Annotated in this window: 11 protein-coding genes; 2 read left to right on the forward strand and 9 right to left on the reverse strand. The window is 44.8% G+C overall.

From position 1 onward, the window contains the following. Window positions 1–444: 444 nt before the first annotated feature. Entirely contained in the window at window positions 445–1,260 is an 816-nt protein-coding gene (locus tag ACEN82_RS18515; protein ID WP_413321652.1) for an SDR family oxidoreductase, read from the reverse strand. A gap of 30 nt (window positions 1,261–1,290) precedes the next feature. Then, window positions 1,291–2,121, reverse strand: a complete 831-nt coding sequence (gene kduI, locus ACEN82_RS18520) for a 5-dehydro-4-deoxy-D-glucuronate isomerase (protein ID WP_413321653.1) — start codon at window positions 2,119–2,121, stop codon at window positions 1,291–1,293. A 267-nt stretch (window positions 2,122–2,388) separates the two neighbouring features. Here kduI and ACEN82_RS18525 point away from each other — a divergent pair, with 267 nt between their 5' ends. Then, entirely contained in the window at window positions 2,389–3,003 is a 615-nt protein-coding gene (locus tag ACEN82_RS18525) for a NanQ anomerase/TabA/YiaL family protein (RefSeq protein ID WP_413321654.1), read from the forward strand. A 203-nt stretch (window positions 3,004–3,206) separates the two neighbouring features. On the opposite strand, the gene ACEN82_RS18530 is transcribed toward ACEN82_RS18525, so the two are convergent. Beyond that, window positions 3,207–3,725, reverse strand: a complete 519-nt coding sequence (locus ACEN82_RS18530) for a lipocalin family protein (RefSeq protein ID WP_373614882.1) — start codon at window positions 3,723–3,725, stop codon at window positions 3,207–3,209. 112 nt (window positions 3,726–3,837) lie between these two features. Here ACEN82_RS18530 and ACEN82_RS18535 point away from each other — a divergent pair, with 112 nt between their 5' ends. Continuing rightward, complete coding sequence (locus ACEN82_RS18535; RefSeq protein WP_413321655.1) at window positions 3,838–4,638, forward strand: SDR family oxidoreductase; 801 nt, start codon at window positions 3,838–3,840, stop codon at window positions 4,636–4,638. Window positions 4,639–4,677: 39 nt separating this feature from the next. Here ACEN82_RS18535 and ACEN82_RS18540 read toward each other — a convergent pair whose 3' ends face one another. From ACEN82_RS18540 to ACEN82_RS18565, 6 genes are all read right to left on the reverse strand, one after another. Continuing rightward, on the reverse strand, window positions 4,678–6,855 hold the full coding sequence (locus ACEN82_RS18540) for a GH92 family glycosyl hydrolase (protein WP_413321656.1): 2,178 nt from the start codon (window positions 6,853–6,855) through the stop codon (window positions 4,678–4,680). Between the two features lie 9 nt (window positions 6,856–6,864). Then, complete coding sequence (locus ACEN82_RS18545) at window positions 6,865–9,168, reverse strand: glycoside hydrolase family 3 N-terminal domain-containing protein (protein ID WP_413321657.1); 2,304 nt, start codon at window positions 9,166–9,168, stop codon at window positions 6,865–6,867. Between the two features lie 444 nt (window positions 9,169–9,612). Beyond that, entirely contained in the window at window positions 9,613–11,883 is a 2,271-nt protein-coding gene (locus ACEN82_RS18550; RefSeq protein WP_413321658.1) for a beta-N-acetylhexosaminidase, read from the reverse strand. A gap of 22 nt (window positions 11,884–11,905) precedes the next feature. Next, complete coding sequence (locus tag ACEN82_RS18555; protein ID WP_413321659.1) at window positions 11,906–13,057, reverse strand: acyltransferase family protein; 1,152 nt, start codon at window positions 13,055–13,057, stop codon at window positions 11,906–11,908. A gap of 23 nt (window positions 13,058–13,080) precedes the next feature. Next, complete coding sequence (locus tag ACEN82_RS18560; protein WP_413321660.1) at window positions 13,081–15,852, reverse strand: family 78 glycoside hydrolase catalytic domain; 2,772 nt, start codon at window positions 15,850–15,852, stop codon at window positions 13,081–13,083. A gap of 176 nt (window positions 15,853–16,028) precedes the next feature. After that, window positions 16,029–17,522 (reverse strand): RagB/SusD family nutrient uptake outer membrane protein, encoded by a 1,494-nt coding sequence (locus ACEN82_RS18565; RefSeq protein WP_413321661.1) that lies wholly within the window; start codon window positions 17,520–17,522, stop codon window positions 16,029–16,031. Window positions 17,523–17,541: the final 19 nt, after the last annotated feature.

The following is a 17,541-nucleotide window of genomic DNA, read 5'->3' on the forward strand; positions in this document are numbered from 1 at the left end:
TAATCAATAGATTAACTTTAGCAAAAATTACCTTTTTAGCAAAAATGAACACATATCCATTGATAATCAACAAGTTAATATTTTACAAGATCAAAAATTGAACACCCTATTTTTTAAAAAATTGAACACTTGTGTTTGTGCCCAATTTTACGGCCATATATCTCGGCGGTCATGCTGAGTGTTTAAATCCGGAGGTCTCTGAAGGTGAAATGACATTTACACTACCCGTCATCCCGAATTTATTTCGGGATCCCACGCGCTGAGCGGCTATGCAAGCAGTCTTGCATGTGGGGTGCTGAAACAAGTTCAGCATGACTGTATTTTTTATTATGTCATGGGTAACTTGTTTCAGCACCCCACCCGCCAAGTAACCGTCATGTATGAAGCTGACCTTAACAATGGGATTCCGAAATAAATTCGGGATCCCATTATTATCTTATTCCCCTAAACTCCTCCAAAAATCGAGAACCCGCCGTCGACGCAAATCATCGAACCAGTTACAAATACCGAAGCATCGCTCAGTAACCATACCAGTGCTCCTTTCAGTTCATCGGCATGACCAAAGCGTTTAAAAGGTGTTTGTTTGATCACCAGTTCGCCCCTTTGGGTATAACCGCCTTCGGGTTTGGTGAGCAGGTAACGGTTTTGTTCGGTAAGGAAAAAACCCGGTGCCAAAGCGTTCATCCTTATTGCATCACCATAACGGTTAGCCAGCTCAACCGCAAACCATTGGTTATAGCAATCAACAGCGGCCTTGCCTATATTATAGCCTAATACCTTGGTTATGGCGCGTTTTGAATTCATTGACGATATATTAACGATGCTGCCCCTGCCTGTTTTGGCAATGGCTTCGCCGAAAACCTGTGTAGGAATCAGTGTACCCCAAAGGTTCAGTTCCATTACTTTTTTCATGCCATCGATATTCATTTTAAAAATATCCTCGTCAGGCTGCAAAACCCCCTCGGGCATGTTGCCGCCCGCACCGTTCACCAGGCCATCTATCCTGCCAAAAGCTGCCAGCAATTTATCTTTGGCGGCTACCAGTTCAGCTTCGTTCATTACATCGGCTACCAGTGCTATGGCTTTGCCCCCGGCTGCATTTATGGCGTTGGCACGCTCTTCTGCTACCTGGGCATTACGACCAAGAATGCCTACCGCGCCCCCCGCCTCAACAATACCATCTATAAATGCGTTGCCTAATATGCCTGTTCCGCCGGTTACTACAATTACTTTACCGGCTAATGAAAATTGATTCTCCACTTAAACTATATTTTTAAGGTTGATGTATAATTATTTCAGATCTGTTATAGCAATGGCGTCCATATCGGTGTAGTCGAGGTTTTCGCCTGCCATACCCCAAATAAAGCTGTAATTTGCCGTACCGCTGCCCGAGTGGATGCTCCACGGCGGCGACACCACAGCATCGTAATTATCCATGGTGATATGCCTTGTTTCCTGTCCTTCGCCCATGTAATGAAAAATCTTCTGGCCTGCTGGTACGTCGAAATAAAAATACGCCTCCATACGCCTGTCGTGCACGTGGGCCGGCATAGTGTTCCAAACACTGCCTTCATGTAATATGGTAAGCCCCATTACCAGCTGGCAGCTCCGTACACCTTCCAGGTGGATATATTTATTAATGGTGCGTTTATTTGCCGTTGCTACCGAACCCAGCTCAACCTTAACCGCATCGGCGTGGGTAAGCAGGGTTGTTGGGTATACCGCGTGTGCCGGTGATGACAGCAGGTAAAATACAGCCGGCACTGATGGATCGGCAGTTTCAAAAGTCACGCTTTTTGTCCCTTTACCAATGTACAGGCAATCAAGCTTATTCATTTCAAAGACTTCTCCGTCGGCTTTTACTACACCGGCACCGGCTACGTTAATGATCCCGATCTCGCGTCGCTCTAAAAAATATCCGGCGCGCAGGTTCGGGTAATTTGGCAGCTCAAGTGTTTTACTTACCGGGTTGGCCATACCTACAATCATCCTGTCGTAATGGGTATAGGTACAATTGACTTGGTCGGGCTGAACCTGTTTATCTATCAAAAATCTTTCGCGTATGGTAGTGGTATCGTAGCTTTTAAAATCCGTTGGGTGGACACTGTGTATTGTTTTCAAAGCAAATGTTGTTTTAGAAAATCTTTTGTTAATAAATACAATTCTACAATCTTATAAACGATTTCAAAAGCCATTTAAGCCTTATTTTCACTCCAACGTTATAGTTTATCTGCCGTACATTAGCACAAATAAAAATCAAACTATAACGTTAAAGTAAATATTTAACGGTTAGTATATTGTTTTATTTATTTAAGCTTGTATAATTGATACTTAATGAGCTGCCGAACCAGGGCAACGCCAATTCAATAACCGGTAAACTAATAAACTATGAAACAATTAGCAGCCTATAAAAACATCGCGCTACTAACCGTCTTTTTGCTTGTTGCAGGCATTGCTAATGCCCAGCAGCAGGAGCTTACAACTAAAAGCGCAAAAACATGGGTAAAAAGCCGCATCTGGGCTAATGGGTTAAAGCTTAAATTAAACTCATCAACCAATAACCTCGAATTTGCAAAACAATATGCCGCCAATAAAGCGGTATGGGATAAGGCTTTTGAATTTCTGCGCGAACGCAACCTTGATCAGATAGCTCCCGGTAAATATCCTATAGATGGCGATAATGTTTATGCATCCGTTACTGAAGGCCCTTCCAAAGAGTTTGAACAATCGGCCTGGGAATCGCACCAAAACTATATCGACCTGCAATATGTGATCAAAGGCAAGGAAAAGATCGGTGTCGCCCCTATTGAAAGCCTTACCGTTACTAAACCCTATGACCCGGCTAAAGACGGTGCCAACTACAGCGGCCAGGGTAAATACTACACCGCCAATCCCAACGAGTTTTTCCTGTTTTTCCCAAGTGATGGTCACCGGCCTAACATCAAGGTTGATGGTTATGATAAGGTGAAGAAATTGGTTATTAAGATAAAGGAAATAAAATAAATTTTTTCATGTCATTGCGAGGAGGAACGACGAAGCAATCGCATGCTATACAGAGCGCCCCTGCTTCCGTGCGATTGCCGCGCTACGCTTATAATGACGTGATCGTAAATAGTTGATTATCAAATATGGTTTTTTTCACGTCATCACTTTTTTTTTCAGGGTTTTCCCCTGATGGTTACTCGCAATGACATTTTTTCACCTACCTACACCTGCACCGTTTTCACCAGCTTTCGCACATCAAATCCCTGATTGGCAGCCTGTACCACCAACTGATTATAGATCTGTTCATCAAGTGTTGAACGGCGGCTCAGGATCCATAAGTAATTTCTATTCGGGTGCCCTACCATGGCATAGCTGTAATCATCAGCCAAAGCAATGATCCAGTATTTACCTTTAAATGGCCACTGAAATTGTACTTCCAACTTTGCGTTACTTGTCTTATCAGCAACAACAGCACTGCCCTCGGCAATTTTTATCTTATTATCTTTTATACAACGGTTTTTAACAATGATACTACCATCTTTTGCTAAACCATAGGCTGCCGAAGTAAAAGTGCAACCCGACTCAAACCATTGCGGGAAAGCGGCAATTTCAAACCAGGAACCAACATATTTTTTCAAATCAACATAAGGAACAGTTTCAAGCGGTTTGCAGCGGGTTGCCTGTAAAGCTAAAGCAGTTAAACCTAATGCTACAGAGGTTGCAATGATCTCTTTCTTCATAAACCAATAACGCCTGTTATGCCCAAAAAGTTTAAAACAAAAGCATATTAACGGCAGCCAAACACCATATCATTATTTAATTACCTTTGCGCCAAAGCATTATTTTTATAACATGCCCGGTAAAACAAAGATCAGTATTTTAGGCTGCGGCTGGTACGGCAGCGCATTGGCTAAAGCGTTAATTGCCGATGGCATGCAGGTAAAAGGCTCAACCACTTCTACCGCAAAAATGGATAACCTGGCTGCTTTGGGCATCCGGCCCTATGTAGTAAACTTTTCGCCGGCCGAGGAAATATATGATGCCGATTTTTTTGATTGCGATGTTTTGTGGATAGCCATTCCGCCCAAAAGCCGCAGCGGTGAAGGTGATATTTTTTTACAGAAGGTTAAAGGCATTGTCCATGCCATAAAAAGGTTTGCTATACAGCAAGTGATTTTCGTCAGCTCCACCGGGGTTTATGCCGATAACAACAGGCACGTGAATGAAGGAACCGATCCACAGCCCAATACAGAAGCCGGCAGGATATTATTTGAAGCTGAGAACCTTTTCCGTGCTGAGGATGGCTTTAAAACAACCATTATCCGTTTTGCAGGATTGATTGGCCCCGGACGCAATCCCGGTAGGTTTTTTGCCGGTAAAAAGGAGATCCCTAACGGTGACGCGCCAGTAAACCTCATCCATCTTGATGATTGTATCGGCATTAGCAAAGCGATATTGACGAAAGAGACATTCGGCTATCTGTTTAACGGCTGCTCCCCCAAGCACCCCGCAAAGGTTGATTTTTATACACAGGCTGCTCTTGATTCAGGCTTTGAAAAACCGGAGTTTATAAGGGAGTTGAAGGAATGGAAAGTTGTGGAGAGTATAAATGTTGGACCGGTATTAGCTTATCAATACCAGGTCTTGGTTTAATGATGCAGGTTTAAGCGTCCACGCTTGAACTCAAAAGCCTTAAAACACCGGCGCTTTCGCCTTATCACCCATCACAAATACCAGCTTCCCCCCTTTCATAATATCCTTATGTGTAATATATTCTTTGGGGTAACGTTTACCATTTAAGCTGATGTTTTGCACATATTTATTCTCTTCGGATAGCCCCTTTGCTTCTATCACAAAACTTTTGCCGCCAGGTAAAGCAATGCTAACCCTATCTAATAGCGGCGCACCAAAAACATAACGGCCATCTGCCGGATTAACGGGATAAAAACCCATAGCAGTAAAGATATACCAGGCCGACATTTGTCCGCAGTCATCATTGCCAGAGAGGCCATCGGGTTTGTTTATATAAAACTGGTCGGCAATTTGCCTTACCAGTTCCTGTGTTTTGGCAGGGTTCCCGGCAAGCGTGTACAAATAAGCCACATGATGGTTAGGTTCGTTGCCATGTGCATACTGGCCTATTAACCCGGTAACATCAAGCGTTGAGCCTTTTCCAAACACTTTTGAATCCATAGTAAACAATGAATCCAGCTTGCCCGAAAATGCTTTTTTGCCGCCCATGAGTTTAATCAAACCTGGAATATCATGCTGAACCTGCCAGGTATATTGCCAGGCATTGCCTTCGGTATAGTCACCACCAATGGCCAGTTGGCCACTATCTAAATTGGCAAAAGGCTGTACCCATTCGCCATTTGATTTTCGGCCACGCATCAAACGCGTGCTTTTATCAAACAGGCTATTATAAAACAGAGATCGTTTGATGAAATAATTGTAGTCACTTTGTTTGTTCAGCGCCTTGGCTAATTGAGCGGCGCACCAATCGTCGTAAGCGGCCTCCAGTGCACGGGAAACAGCTTCGCGTTTTACAGTATCTGATGGCAGGTAGCCATAACGCAGATACAGGCTCCAATCGTATTTTGGATTTTTATTATGTGTGAGCGTGTTTTTAATGGCAGCAAATGCCTTTTGCCGATCAAAACCTTTAATCCTTTTCAGCGCGGCATCTACAATTACCGGTACGGCATGGTTACCGATCATGGCGTAGCTTTCCTTACCCCACAGCGTCCAGATTGGCAGCATACCTGCCACGTCGTTGTGTTGTAACATGCTCTCTACCATTTGCCCGTCTTTTTCAGGACAAATAATAGTATACAGTGGATGGGCGGCCCTGTAAGTATCCCATAATGAAAGCGTAGAATAGAAAACTTTATCAGCGGATCGGTGCACCAGGCTGTCGGCTCCGCGATATTGACCGTCAACATCCGCAATGTTGTTAGGCTGGATCAAGGCGTGGTACAGGCTGGTATAAAATGCTATTTTCTCTTTTTTGCTGCCTTCGGCTTTAAGCTTACCAAGATTATTTTCCCATGTACGGGCTGCTTCCGTTTTTACCTGTTCAAATGTTTTGTGCTGGGTTTCGGCCAGCAGGTTTTTACGCGCACCGGCAATACTTACGCCCGATACCCCAACTTTAGCTTCAATAGTTTCACCGGGTTTCAGATCGAAATCCAATATTAAGCGGCGTTTATTATCGCCATCAATAAAATGCTGTCCGGTAAACGGGCGGTTAAAAACAGCCGTGAAATATACTTTTTTATCTACCCATTGGCTGGTGAAGGCATAACCACTGATAGTTATTTTGCTATCGATAGTGATCTCCCCGTCAGAAACATGCTCAGTCAATTGCTCCGGGCTATCAACCAGTCCGCTTTGCATATCAACAAGCAAATGTGCTTTACCGGCTTTTGTAAAAGTATACCGGTGCAAACCAGTATGGGCAGAAGCAGTTAGTTGAGCCTTAATATTGTTATCGCCCAAAATCACTTCATAATAACCGGGCGATGCTTTTTCTTCCTGATGAGAAAATTTGCTTTGAAACTTTTGAGGTTGATCGCCCTGAAAGGGAAAAAACAGCACATCTCCTAAATCAACACCACCTGTACCGCTTAAATGGGTATGCGCGAAACCGGTGATCACGTTATCTTCATAACGATATCCCGAGCAGTAGTTCCAACCAAAATTCCCGGTCTCAGGACTAAGCTGAACCATACCAAAAGGCACCGTAGCGCCCGGAAAGGTATGCCCGGTTGCGGAAGTGCCAATGAAGGTGTTTACGTATTTATTATACGATTGCGCATTAACCTCAGCAGCCAAAGTCAACACTAATAAAACGGCAATCAGCTTTTTCATGACCTTTTACTATTTATATTCAATTGTCTTTTTTAACACAACATCTTCGGCCGAGCGTGCTATCATCACATCAAATGTACCGGGTTCGGTTACCTGTTTCATTTGATTATTCCAGATAGCGATATCTTCGGGCTTTACCGTAAATTTAACTGTTTTGGTTTCGCCGGGTTTAAGGTTGATCTTGTCAAAACCCTTGAGGGCCATTACAGGCGTAGTTACCGAATTTACCTTATTGCCCAGGTACATTTGTACTACTTCCTTACCCGCCATACTGCCGCTGTTGGTTACAGCTACCGAAACCGTTACAGTCTCATTTTTTCCGAACGACGCTGCCGATACCTGCAGATTACTGTATTTAAATGAAGTATAGCTCAAGCCATAACCAAAGGGGAACAGCGCATCCGGCGATGAAAAAACATAGTCTTGTCCCGGTTTTTCGGTTGAACCCGGATTGTGATAAAACCCTTTATTGGATGCCACATGGTTATAAAAAACCGGGATATGCCCGGTTGACTGCGGGATAGATACCGTAAGCCTGCCTGATGGGTTTACCTTGCCGAACAGGATGTTGGCAATGGCATTGCCTCCCCTTTCGCCGGGATACCAGGCCTCCACAATAGCCGGGATATTCTCTTTTTCCCAGCTGATGCTTTGCGGCCGACCGTGTACCAGTACCAAAATTACAGGTTTACCTGTTTTATAAACAGCCTGCAACAGTTCACGTTGTACACCATCGGGATCAATGTCGGTTACATCATAACCTTCGCCGCAGGTAAACGGGTCTTTAGGCTCGCTTTCGGGTGCATGCCCGTTCCAACCTACGCCGGAGAACACCACGCTGGTGGTGCCCAAAACTACTATTACGGCATCACTGTTTTTTGCAGCCGTGATGGCTTCGGCAAAGCCGCTTTTGTCCGGGCCCGACAGGGCACAGCCTTTAGCATAATTGATTTTTATTTTATTGCCGGCCAACTGTTTTATGCCATCAAGCACTGTTGTGCCCGAGCGGCTGTCGCGGGTTGAACTGTAATCGCCATACTGAACCTGGTTGGCATTGGGGCCGATTACCGCCAGCGATTTCAGGCTGTTCATATTGAGCGGTAAAAGCTGCTTATCGTTTTTAAGCAGGATAATGGATTCTTCGGCTATTTGCTGCGACAGGGCGATATGCTCTGCGGTATGAACACGCTTTTTCAGGGCCGATGTATCGGGTAATGCTTTTTCAAATAGACCCGCCTTAAATTTCACGGTAAGGATACGGGCAACAGCGCTATCAACCAACGCTTCTTTTACTTTTCCGCTTTTCACCAGGCCAATCAGTTTATTATATACATCGGGGCTTGGCGCTTCCAGGTCAACCCCGGCGTTCAGGCCAATTGGAGCAGCGCCTTCGGCGTCCTTAGCAATATGATGAAAAGTGTATAAATGTTTTAAACCTTCATAGTCCGAAAAAACATAGCCTTTAAAACCCCATTCCTCCCGCAATATGGTTTGCAGCAGGAAATGGTTGGCATGTGCAGGCACGCCGTCAATTTCGTTGTAAGCAGGCATTACAGCGTAAATATTTGCCTTTTGCACGGCATCTTTAAAAGGCGGCAAAAACATCGACCGTAGCTCCCTTTCCCCTACTGATGCCGGGGCTAAATTGATACCTGCCACAGGGATGCTGTAGGCCGCGAAATGCTTGGCTGTACACATCACTTTGTCTTTACCAATACCGTTTATTGTTTGCGAAGGATCACCCTGCATCCCAATTACAAACGATGTACCCATCCCGCTCACGAGATATGGATCTTCGGCATAACATTCCTCATTACGGCCATAACGCGGGTCGCGGATGAGATCGAACAAAGGCGAAAGCGCCTGGTCAACTCCTGAAGAGGATGCTTCATAAGCGATCACCGAACCCATTTTTTCGATCAGCGCCGGGTTCCAGGTGCTGCCCTGCGCTATAGCCTGTGGAAAAATGGTAGCGCCTGCCGCCAGTTGCCCATGCAGGCATTCGCCTATTTGGATAGGCGGGATACCAAGTCTTGTTTTTTCTTTAGCATATTTTTTTGCAGCGATTGAGAGCGATGCTATATCTTTGATATTGGTAAAAGGGCTTTCACAAACGCCATAAGCAATTGGGTTTTGCATGGAGCCTTTTAACGAGTTCATGCTCATCTGGCCCACCTTTTCTTCCAGCGTCATACGGCTTAGCAAGTCTTTCACGCGTACAGGCACAGGTGCTTTGGGGTCTTTATAAATCTGCGCGCTGGCAATATTTATTACAAAAGCAAACGCGGCAAACAGGCATAATTTCTTTTGCATAGTATCCAGATATTTAATTTTCAAATGTAGAGACGCATCACATGCGTCTCCCACATGCAAAGCATCGTTGCTTGTCCTCCTCGCCGTTGTTGGTGTTGTCACCAACAACTTTTCATGCGGCATTTCAGAAAATAAAAATCATAGGAGTTGTTGGTGACAACACCAACAACGGCATATTTTCATCATGTTCCCTCAGGGTCTCTCGCAGAGGACCCTGAGGTTCTTTCCGTTCTAAACATTTACCAGGATAAAGAGCATGTCATTGCGAGCGTAGCGCGGCAATCTCGTAGCCAATGCATGTCCGCTCTGTATAACTACGAGATTGCTTCGTCGTTTCTCCTCGCAATGACATGGTTTTTTAAACCAATAATTTCAACTGATCTGCATCTTCCGTACACCTATGGTGTTGTCACCAACAACGGCATAGAAACCGATTTTATCCCCTCAATGCATCAAATAAAACTTAGGATAAAGCTTTTCCCCTCCGGCTACCTTCAATTCTATCAGGGTTTGATTTTCGTTGGCTTTATCAGCCATGTAATGTCCGCTTAAAGCATAGATGCCTTTTTTCAAATGTAATAGAGCTTTTTGCGGTTCTACATAAGTATTCAGCCCGGGTTTAATTACCGGTACTTCATCCAAAAACAAAGCGGGGCTAACCTCAAAACCAGTAGTTAATTCATAATCCGCTTCCTTGTCTATTTTGATAAAACCTTTAATTTTAACCCAATTGATAAAACCTTCGGTTGCAATTTTAACGGGTACAATCAGGCTTGTTTGGCCGGTTTCCGTTGGCTTTTCATTTTCCAGCTTATCTATATCGCGTTCCCTCGTTTTAAAAACCTCGTAAGCCATACCGGTTTTGAGGTTAGCAACTTTTTCATGTGCAGGCTTGATATTCACCCGCCTGATGCTGGCCATTTGGCGAATGTGCTGATCATTCAATGTCCAGGTGGTGAAGGTTCTTAAACCGATGCTGTCTTTTAAGGGTACATTGATATTTACCGGGAAAGGTACAGCCACGCTATTGGCATCCGGCATTTTACCGTTTAACGCGTACCGCACTTTAGCTCCTTTCAGCGGGTAGCTCAGCGTTAGTTTAAACCGGCTTTTATTGGTAATTACGTTGTCTACGCCGTCAATATCAGGCAGGCGGGCGTTGAAATCCCACAACTTAAACAGGCCGTACTGGTTTTTCATTTTCCAGGCAAAACGTTCCAGGTCTTTTTCATTTTTCGGGCTCCAGGTGAGTTCGGCCACGGCGAGGGCACGGGGGTAAACCATGTATTGCAGGTGCTGCGCGTTGGGCACCTTTTCGTTCCAGATATTGCCCTGGGCACCTAAGATATACTCGGCTTCGGCATTGGTCAGTTCTTTCGACTGCGGCTCATAATTATAAACCATTTGCCAGGTAACCGGCGGGTTCCAGCCTATAGGTTCCAGATCCTCATTGGCTTGCGGGGCATCAAAGTACATGTATGGCAGCGGCGTCATTACTACGTGATGATGCATCCTGGCGGCAGCTATGCCCCCGGCTTCACCCTGCCAGCTCATTACTGTTGCGGATTCGGCAAGGCCACCCTCTAAAATCTCATCCCAACCAACCAACTTCTTATTTTTTGACAGCAGGAACCTTTCTATCCGTTTAATAAAATAACTCTGCACCTCTTTTTCGCTTTTCAGGTGCTCACGTTTCATGAGTGCGACTGCTGTAGGGCTTTTGAGCCAGTCGGCCATCTCAGCCTCATCACCGCCAATGTGAATGTATTGGTTCGGGAATAGTGCTATCACTTCTGTCAGCACATCTTCCATAAATTTGAAAGTATATTCACTCGGGTCAAGCATCCGCACACGGTGTTTAGCCCCTGTCGAATCCTGGCAGCCCAGTTGCGGGTAAGCAAAAATAGCAGCCTCGCTATGGCCCGGCATTTCAATTTCGGGCAGGATGGTCACAAATCTGTCCTGCGCATATTTAATCACATCCCTAATTTCATCCTTTGTATAAAACCCGTCGCGACCGTCATCTATCAGATTGTCCAGCTTACGGAATTCGCCCCGTTTAGCATAGTAGCTGATCCTGGCACCAACTTCGGTAAGGCGCGGATATTTATCAATCTGGATGCGCCAGCCTTCATCGTCGGTTAAGTGCCAATGAAACACATTCAGTTTGTAATGTGCCATTACGTCGATGTATTTTTTTACTTCATCAACCGTAAAAAAATGGCGGCTTACATCAAGGCTTAGGCCACGCCAGCCAAAACGTGGTTGATCGGCTATGGTACAGGCGGTAACTTTTAGGGGCGCAGTTTTATCTGTCGGCAACAACTGAATTAGTGATTGTACCCCGTAAAAAACACCAGCCCCACTGCCGCTGATACTTACCGATGCAGGGTTTACATTCATGGTGTAGGCACTCTCAGCATTAGACCAAACATTGTTTAACCTGATGGCTGTTTTGGCAGGGATCTTTTCAAAAACTTTTACCGTTGTTTGCAGGCCGTAGTTTTGATTAAGGTAATCCTGCAGGTATTTGCCTATTGGTTCGGTCTCTTTATTAACCCCGATCACGGCAGACTTACTTAAAATAAAACTCCCCTTCCCTGCTTTTAAACTTACCGGCTGCGGGATGATATGAAACTGTGCTTTTACCGTTATTGCTAATAAAAGCAGTGAGGTGAATAGTAAAATATGTTTAAAAGATAGTGTTTTCTTCATTTCGGTAGATGATGGATAAAGATTATACCTTAATGGTAATATTCCTTTTGTAAAGGATCCAGACCGGGATAAAAATGATCAGCACAGTCAGTATAGCTCCGGCCAGTGAAGCGTTTTCGGGCGAGAGATATGGCACAAATAACTGATTATAAGTGAACGACCATACATTGGTTTTACCTACCGGGATGGCAGCTATTAAAGCCGGGATAATATCGGCCAAAACATAGGCAGCAATGGCATTACGCCCGAACGCTAAAAATGGAGGCAGCAGGGCTTTATTCCCTTTGATATCAATAAACCAGTATGACAATGCAAGAATATTGATAGCCAGTCCGGCAGTAAACAGAACAAACGAGCTCGTCCACAATTGCTTGTTGATGGGAAAAAATGGATTCCAGATCAAGGCCAGTATGATCAATACGATGCCGGCTCCCATTATTTTAAGCAGATCAGTACGGGTTGCAAGCTTGCCCATTTTGAGCCAGGTACCGGTGAATACACCTAACAAACAGGTAGCAACAGATGGGATTGTCCCAAGCAAACCCTCAGGGTCCCAGGTTTTGGAGGAACTCCAAAGGTGGTTTTCGGTAAATACCGATCTGTCAATCCAGGCGCCCAAATTGGTTGCCGGTTCAAGGTTAGGTGTACCAAAACCCGGTACAGGTACCAGCGTCATCAATAAAAAATAACCTATTAAACAGCTTACAGCGATAATTACCTGTGTACGGATGCCGGTTTTAACGTACAGCAAGGCAGTTATGCCAAATACAAGCCCGATGCGCTGCAACACACCGGGAAAACGCAGATGCGCGAATTGAAAATCGTTGATCAACGGTAAACAAACGCCAAGGGCTATAATAATCAGCGTACGGCGCAGGATGGATGTTAGCAATTTGTTATGATTAGCTATATCCGCTTTTTTACTTTCCATGGCATATACGATAGATACGCCTACCATAAACAGGAAAAAGGGAAACACCAAATCGGTTGGGGTACAGCCGTTCCATTTGGAGTGTTCAAGCGGCCAGTAAATATGCCCCCAATCGCCGGGGTCATTTACCAGGATCATAGCAGCTACGGTAAATCCCCTGAAAAAATCAAGCGACAAAAGTCTTGGGCGGCTTGTCTTTGTTGTGCCTGTGTTTTTAAGCGCTTCCTGCTGATTGATTACCATAGTTGCTATGTATTACAGTACCATTAGGTATTTTTTTTATGGGTTTTTAAAATGTATTTGAACTGGTAAGTACCCGAGCCCACATCCATCTGCATATCACCGCCGGCCGGTTTGATGTTAGCGATATCTTTATTGGTATTAATGTCGATATTACTTTCTGTCACCGGGCCATCAACCGCCGGTAGGGTGACCGTGGCAGTAGTATTTGGCGGCACAATTACATCAAGGGTAAAAATGCCGTTATCAATACTCCAGGCCGATTTTACCTTTCCGTATAATGTTTCCAGCTCGGCATTGGCATTGGTCAATTTACCGCCGGGATGCGGGAAGATATTTATTTTATGAAAGCCAGGGCTACTCTCGTCGGTATTGATCCCTGCTATAACCCGGTACATCCAATCGCCAATGGCACCATAAGCATAGTGGTTAAAGGAGTTCATTTCCGGATCTTCAAATGTGCCGTTGGGTTTTATGCCATCCCAGCGCTCCCATATGGTAGTTGCCCCGTTTTTTACGGGATAAAGCCATGATGGGTATGACTCTTTCATCAACAGGTCATAGGCAATATCGGTATGACCGAAACGACTTAGCACATGACAGATATAAGGCGTGCCTAAAAAGCCTGTGGTAATGTGTTCATCATAATCTTCAATATTGTTTACCAGCCTTTTTGCTGCAGATTCGCGCAGGTTTTCGGGCAGCAGGTCGAAGTTGAGGGCCAGTACATATGATGTTTGCGTACCCGAGATCATACGTCCGTTAGGCGTAACATATTCTGCCAGGAAAGCCTTTTTGATATCAGCTAACAGCGCGGTATATTTTTTAACATCATCTTCCTTACCCAATATAGTAGCGGCATTGATAACCAGTTGAGTTGAATAAGCATAAAAAGCCTGCGCTATCAGGTTTTTATCGGTAAGGGCGGCGCCATCCTCATAGTCGGTACCGGCGTAAAACAGCCAGTCGCCAAAGTGGTTACCGGTGTCCCAAAGGCCGTTTCGGGTATGCCGGGTAATGTAGCCCACCCAGGCGGTCATGCTTGGGTACTGGTTTTCTAAAACCTTTTTATCGCCGTAAGCCAGGTAAATATTCCAGGGGACAATAGTTGCCACATCGCTCCATCCTGAGGCTGCCGCCGAAGCGCTATCCAGCATGTTAGGGATCACATAGGGTACCGCGCCATTTTTATGCTGGTCGACCGAAAGATCTTTTAGCCATTTGGTAAAAAATCCGGCCACATCCATATTGAAGGTAGCGGTGCGGGAAAAAGCCTGGGCATCGCCCGTCCAGCCCATACGCTCGTCGCGCTGGGGGCAGTCGGTAGGTACATCAATAAAATTGCCCTTTTGCCCCCATTGAATATTATGCTGCAACTGGTTGATAAGCGGATTGGAGGTAGAGAACATACCCGTTTGCGCCATATCCGAGTACAAGGCAAAGGCAGCCACATTGGTCGAATCCAACTGACCATCATATCCTTCAACCTTCAGGTACCTGAAGCCCTGGAAGGTAAAATGAGGTTCGAATGTTTCAATACTATCGCCCTTAAAAACATATACGTTTTCCTGCTTGGCTGTACGCAGGTTTTTTGTGTAGAAGTTCCCTTTCTGATCCAAAACCTCGGCATGGAACAGCTTTACCGTATCGCCTGCTTTTGCCTTTAATTTAAACTGTACCCAGCCAACCAGGTTTTGCCCAAAATCAACCACATGCTCGCCAGCGGGAGTGGTAAACACTTTAAGCGGCTTAAACATTTCGTGCTTGCGCACCGGCGGACCAAATGTAGCCACTAAATTATCTTTAATGGTATCAATGGTGCGTACCGAATCCCAGTTTAAATCTTTGTAAGCAATGGTCGACCAGCCTTTCTTCTCCTTGCGGGCATCATAAACTTCGCCATCAAAAAATGATGATGAACGGATTGGCCCATAAGCTACCTTCCAGGTTTTATCCGAATTAACGAGTATCCGTTTACCGTTAGTGTACACCACCTCTAATTGAAAAAGCAAACCAAGCTTGGTGCCGTACACATTCTTTTTTCGATTATAGGTGTAACCACGGTACCAGCCATCGCCAAGGGTTACGCCAACAGCGTTATCGCCTTTTAGCAGGTCGGCAGTTACATCATAAACCTGGTATTGCAGGCGTTTATTGTAACTCGTCCAGCCGGGTGCAAAGTAGTCGCTGCTAATTCGTTTACCATTAAATTGCGCCTCATATAAACCGTGGGCAGTAATGTATAAATGCGCCGCACGTACCTTATGATCAAGCTTAAATGTTTTCCTGAACATGGGGCATGGGCCACCGGTAGTGTCCGACAGGTAATTATTTTCTATCCATTTGGCACTCCAGTCGGCGGGTTTAAGCAGGCCCATTTTCCACGAGTTAACCATACTCCATGGGGTAACCTGCTGCCTATTGTTCCAAACGCGTACCTGCCAGTAAACTTTCTGACGTGAAACGAGCGCGGGGCCGCCATAGTAAACATGCAGCGATTCATTGGAGTTAACTTTTCCCGAGGTCCAGAGCAGGTCTTTACCTTTCAGTAAGGATACGGCGTTACTGCCTACCCTTATTTCATAGGCAATTTGCTGAATGTTGCGATCCCGGGTTATTAGTTTCCAGCCAAGACGGGGAGCGGCATCGTCGACAGAGATGGGGTTTATTTTGTATTCACAAACCAGGTTATCAACCCGGAACGGCGGAGGAACCGGCGGCACTTTTTGTGCTTGTACAATTATTGGCAGAAAAGAAAAAAACAATATAATAACGCGTGTGCATATCTTTTTACACATACCTTTTTTGGGGTTTTAATAGTTCATGCTATTAAATATACTTTAACAGCAATATTGTTTTGATATGCACCTGAAATTTTTCATCGAGCCTGCCCACAAAATGTGCGTTCATCGCAATATACACCTATAAACGTAATATAGCCCGGTAAAAGTTTCACCCCGGCCATGTAACATTATTAATGTTCGAGGTTAGCCTCATTAACAGGATATTGGAAAAGCAAACGGATATTGTTATAGGCAGCAGAATTAATTTGCCATGAGCTATTTTTATACGCCCGTTCGTGGGTAGCATGCGCTTTCATTACCTCTGTTGCTTTACCTGTACGTAAAAGATCAAACCAGCGGTGATTTTCAAAGGCAAGTTCAACCTGGCGTTCGTGCGCCACGGCAGCGCGAAATTCATCCTGACTGGAAACATTTAAATCGGGATTGGCATTGCCCATTGATTTAGGTTCAAGACCGGCGCGCTGCCTAACCAGGTTCAGGTATTTGAAAGCATCGCCACCTGCTGCGAAGCCCTGTTCGTTTAAACACTCCGCAAGCATCAGATAAACATCTGCATAACGATAAACCGGGAAGTTGTTGCCGGTAATGCCTTGTACCGACGCAATGCTCTGATACTTCTTTATGAAAGGCAGATCGATGCCGTACTCATCTGATGTAAAATCAGTCAACGAAGCATCCCTCCTTTTATCACCTTCTTCATAAGCATTTACAAGGTCCTGGGTAGGGATGTTCCAGCCATTTTGAGCCCCATTAGCTATTTCATGACCGGTAATATCAGTATCATAATAATCCCAGGGGATAAATGTGTCTACGAAATCGCTGCCCAAACCATTCGGGCCTTCAATATACTGGATCTCAAATATCGATTCAGGGCCGTTTTCTTTATGAATATCAAAGTTATCGGCATAATCAGCATTCAGGCTATAAACACCCGATGAAATAACAGCACGAAGCAGCGGGATGGCCAAATCAAATTTCTTTTGAGTCATGTAAACTTCGGCCAGCATAGTTTCGGCTGTGCCCTTGGTTACACGTCCCTTATCGGTACCGGCTATATACTTCACCGGCAACTTGGCAATGGCAGTTTGCGCGTCAGCTATTATCTGGGTGTAAATTTTAGCGACCGGACTTTTAGTAGCAACTTTAAAAGCATCAGCTACAGATTGCGCTTCTGTAAGTACCAGGGGGGCATCGCCAAACATACGCACAATATTAAAATAGTTAAACGCCCTTAAAAACGATGCCTGTCCGGCTATCGTATCTGCAACTCCAACATCAAGTTTAGCAGCGGGCAAACGCTCAAGAATAACATTACACCGGCCAATACCTATATAGCAAGCGTTAAAGAAAGACTCTACCATACCGTTGTTATTCAACTCCCGGAATTCATCTATTTCTTCGTTACCTGTACCCGAACGGTCATATGGGTCATACTCGTATGAGGTATTATCAGAACGCATTTCGGCCATGGCCCAAAATGAACCATTATATAAGCCCTGAAGCGGAGCATATGCACCATTAGTGGCCTGAATGAACTGAGATTTGGTTTTAAAAAAGTTAATACCATTTTGAGTATCGGTGGGCTGAAGACTCAGATAATCTTTTTTACAGTTGCTTAACATCGCAACACAAAGAAAAACCAAAAGGTATATGTATTTTTTCATGCTTTTCAGTTGTTAAAGT

The sequence above is a fragment of the Mucilaginibacter sp. Mucisp73 genome, from assembly GCF_059491465.1.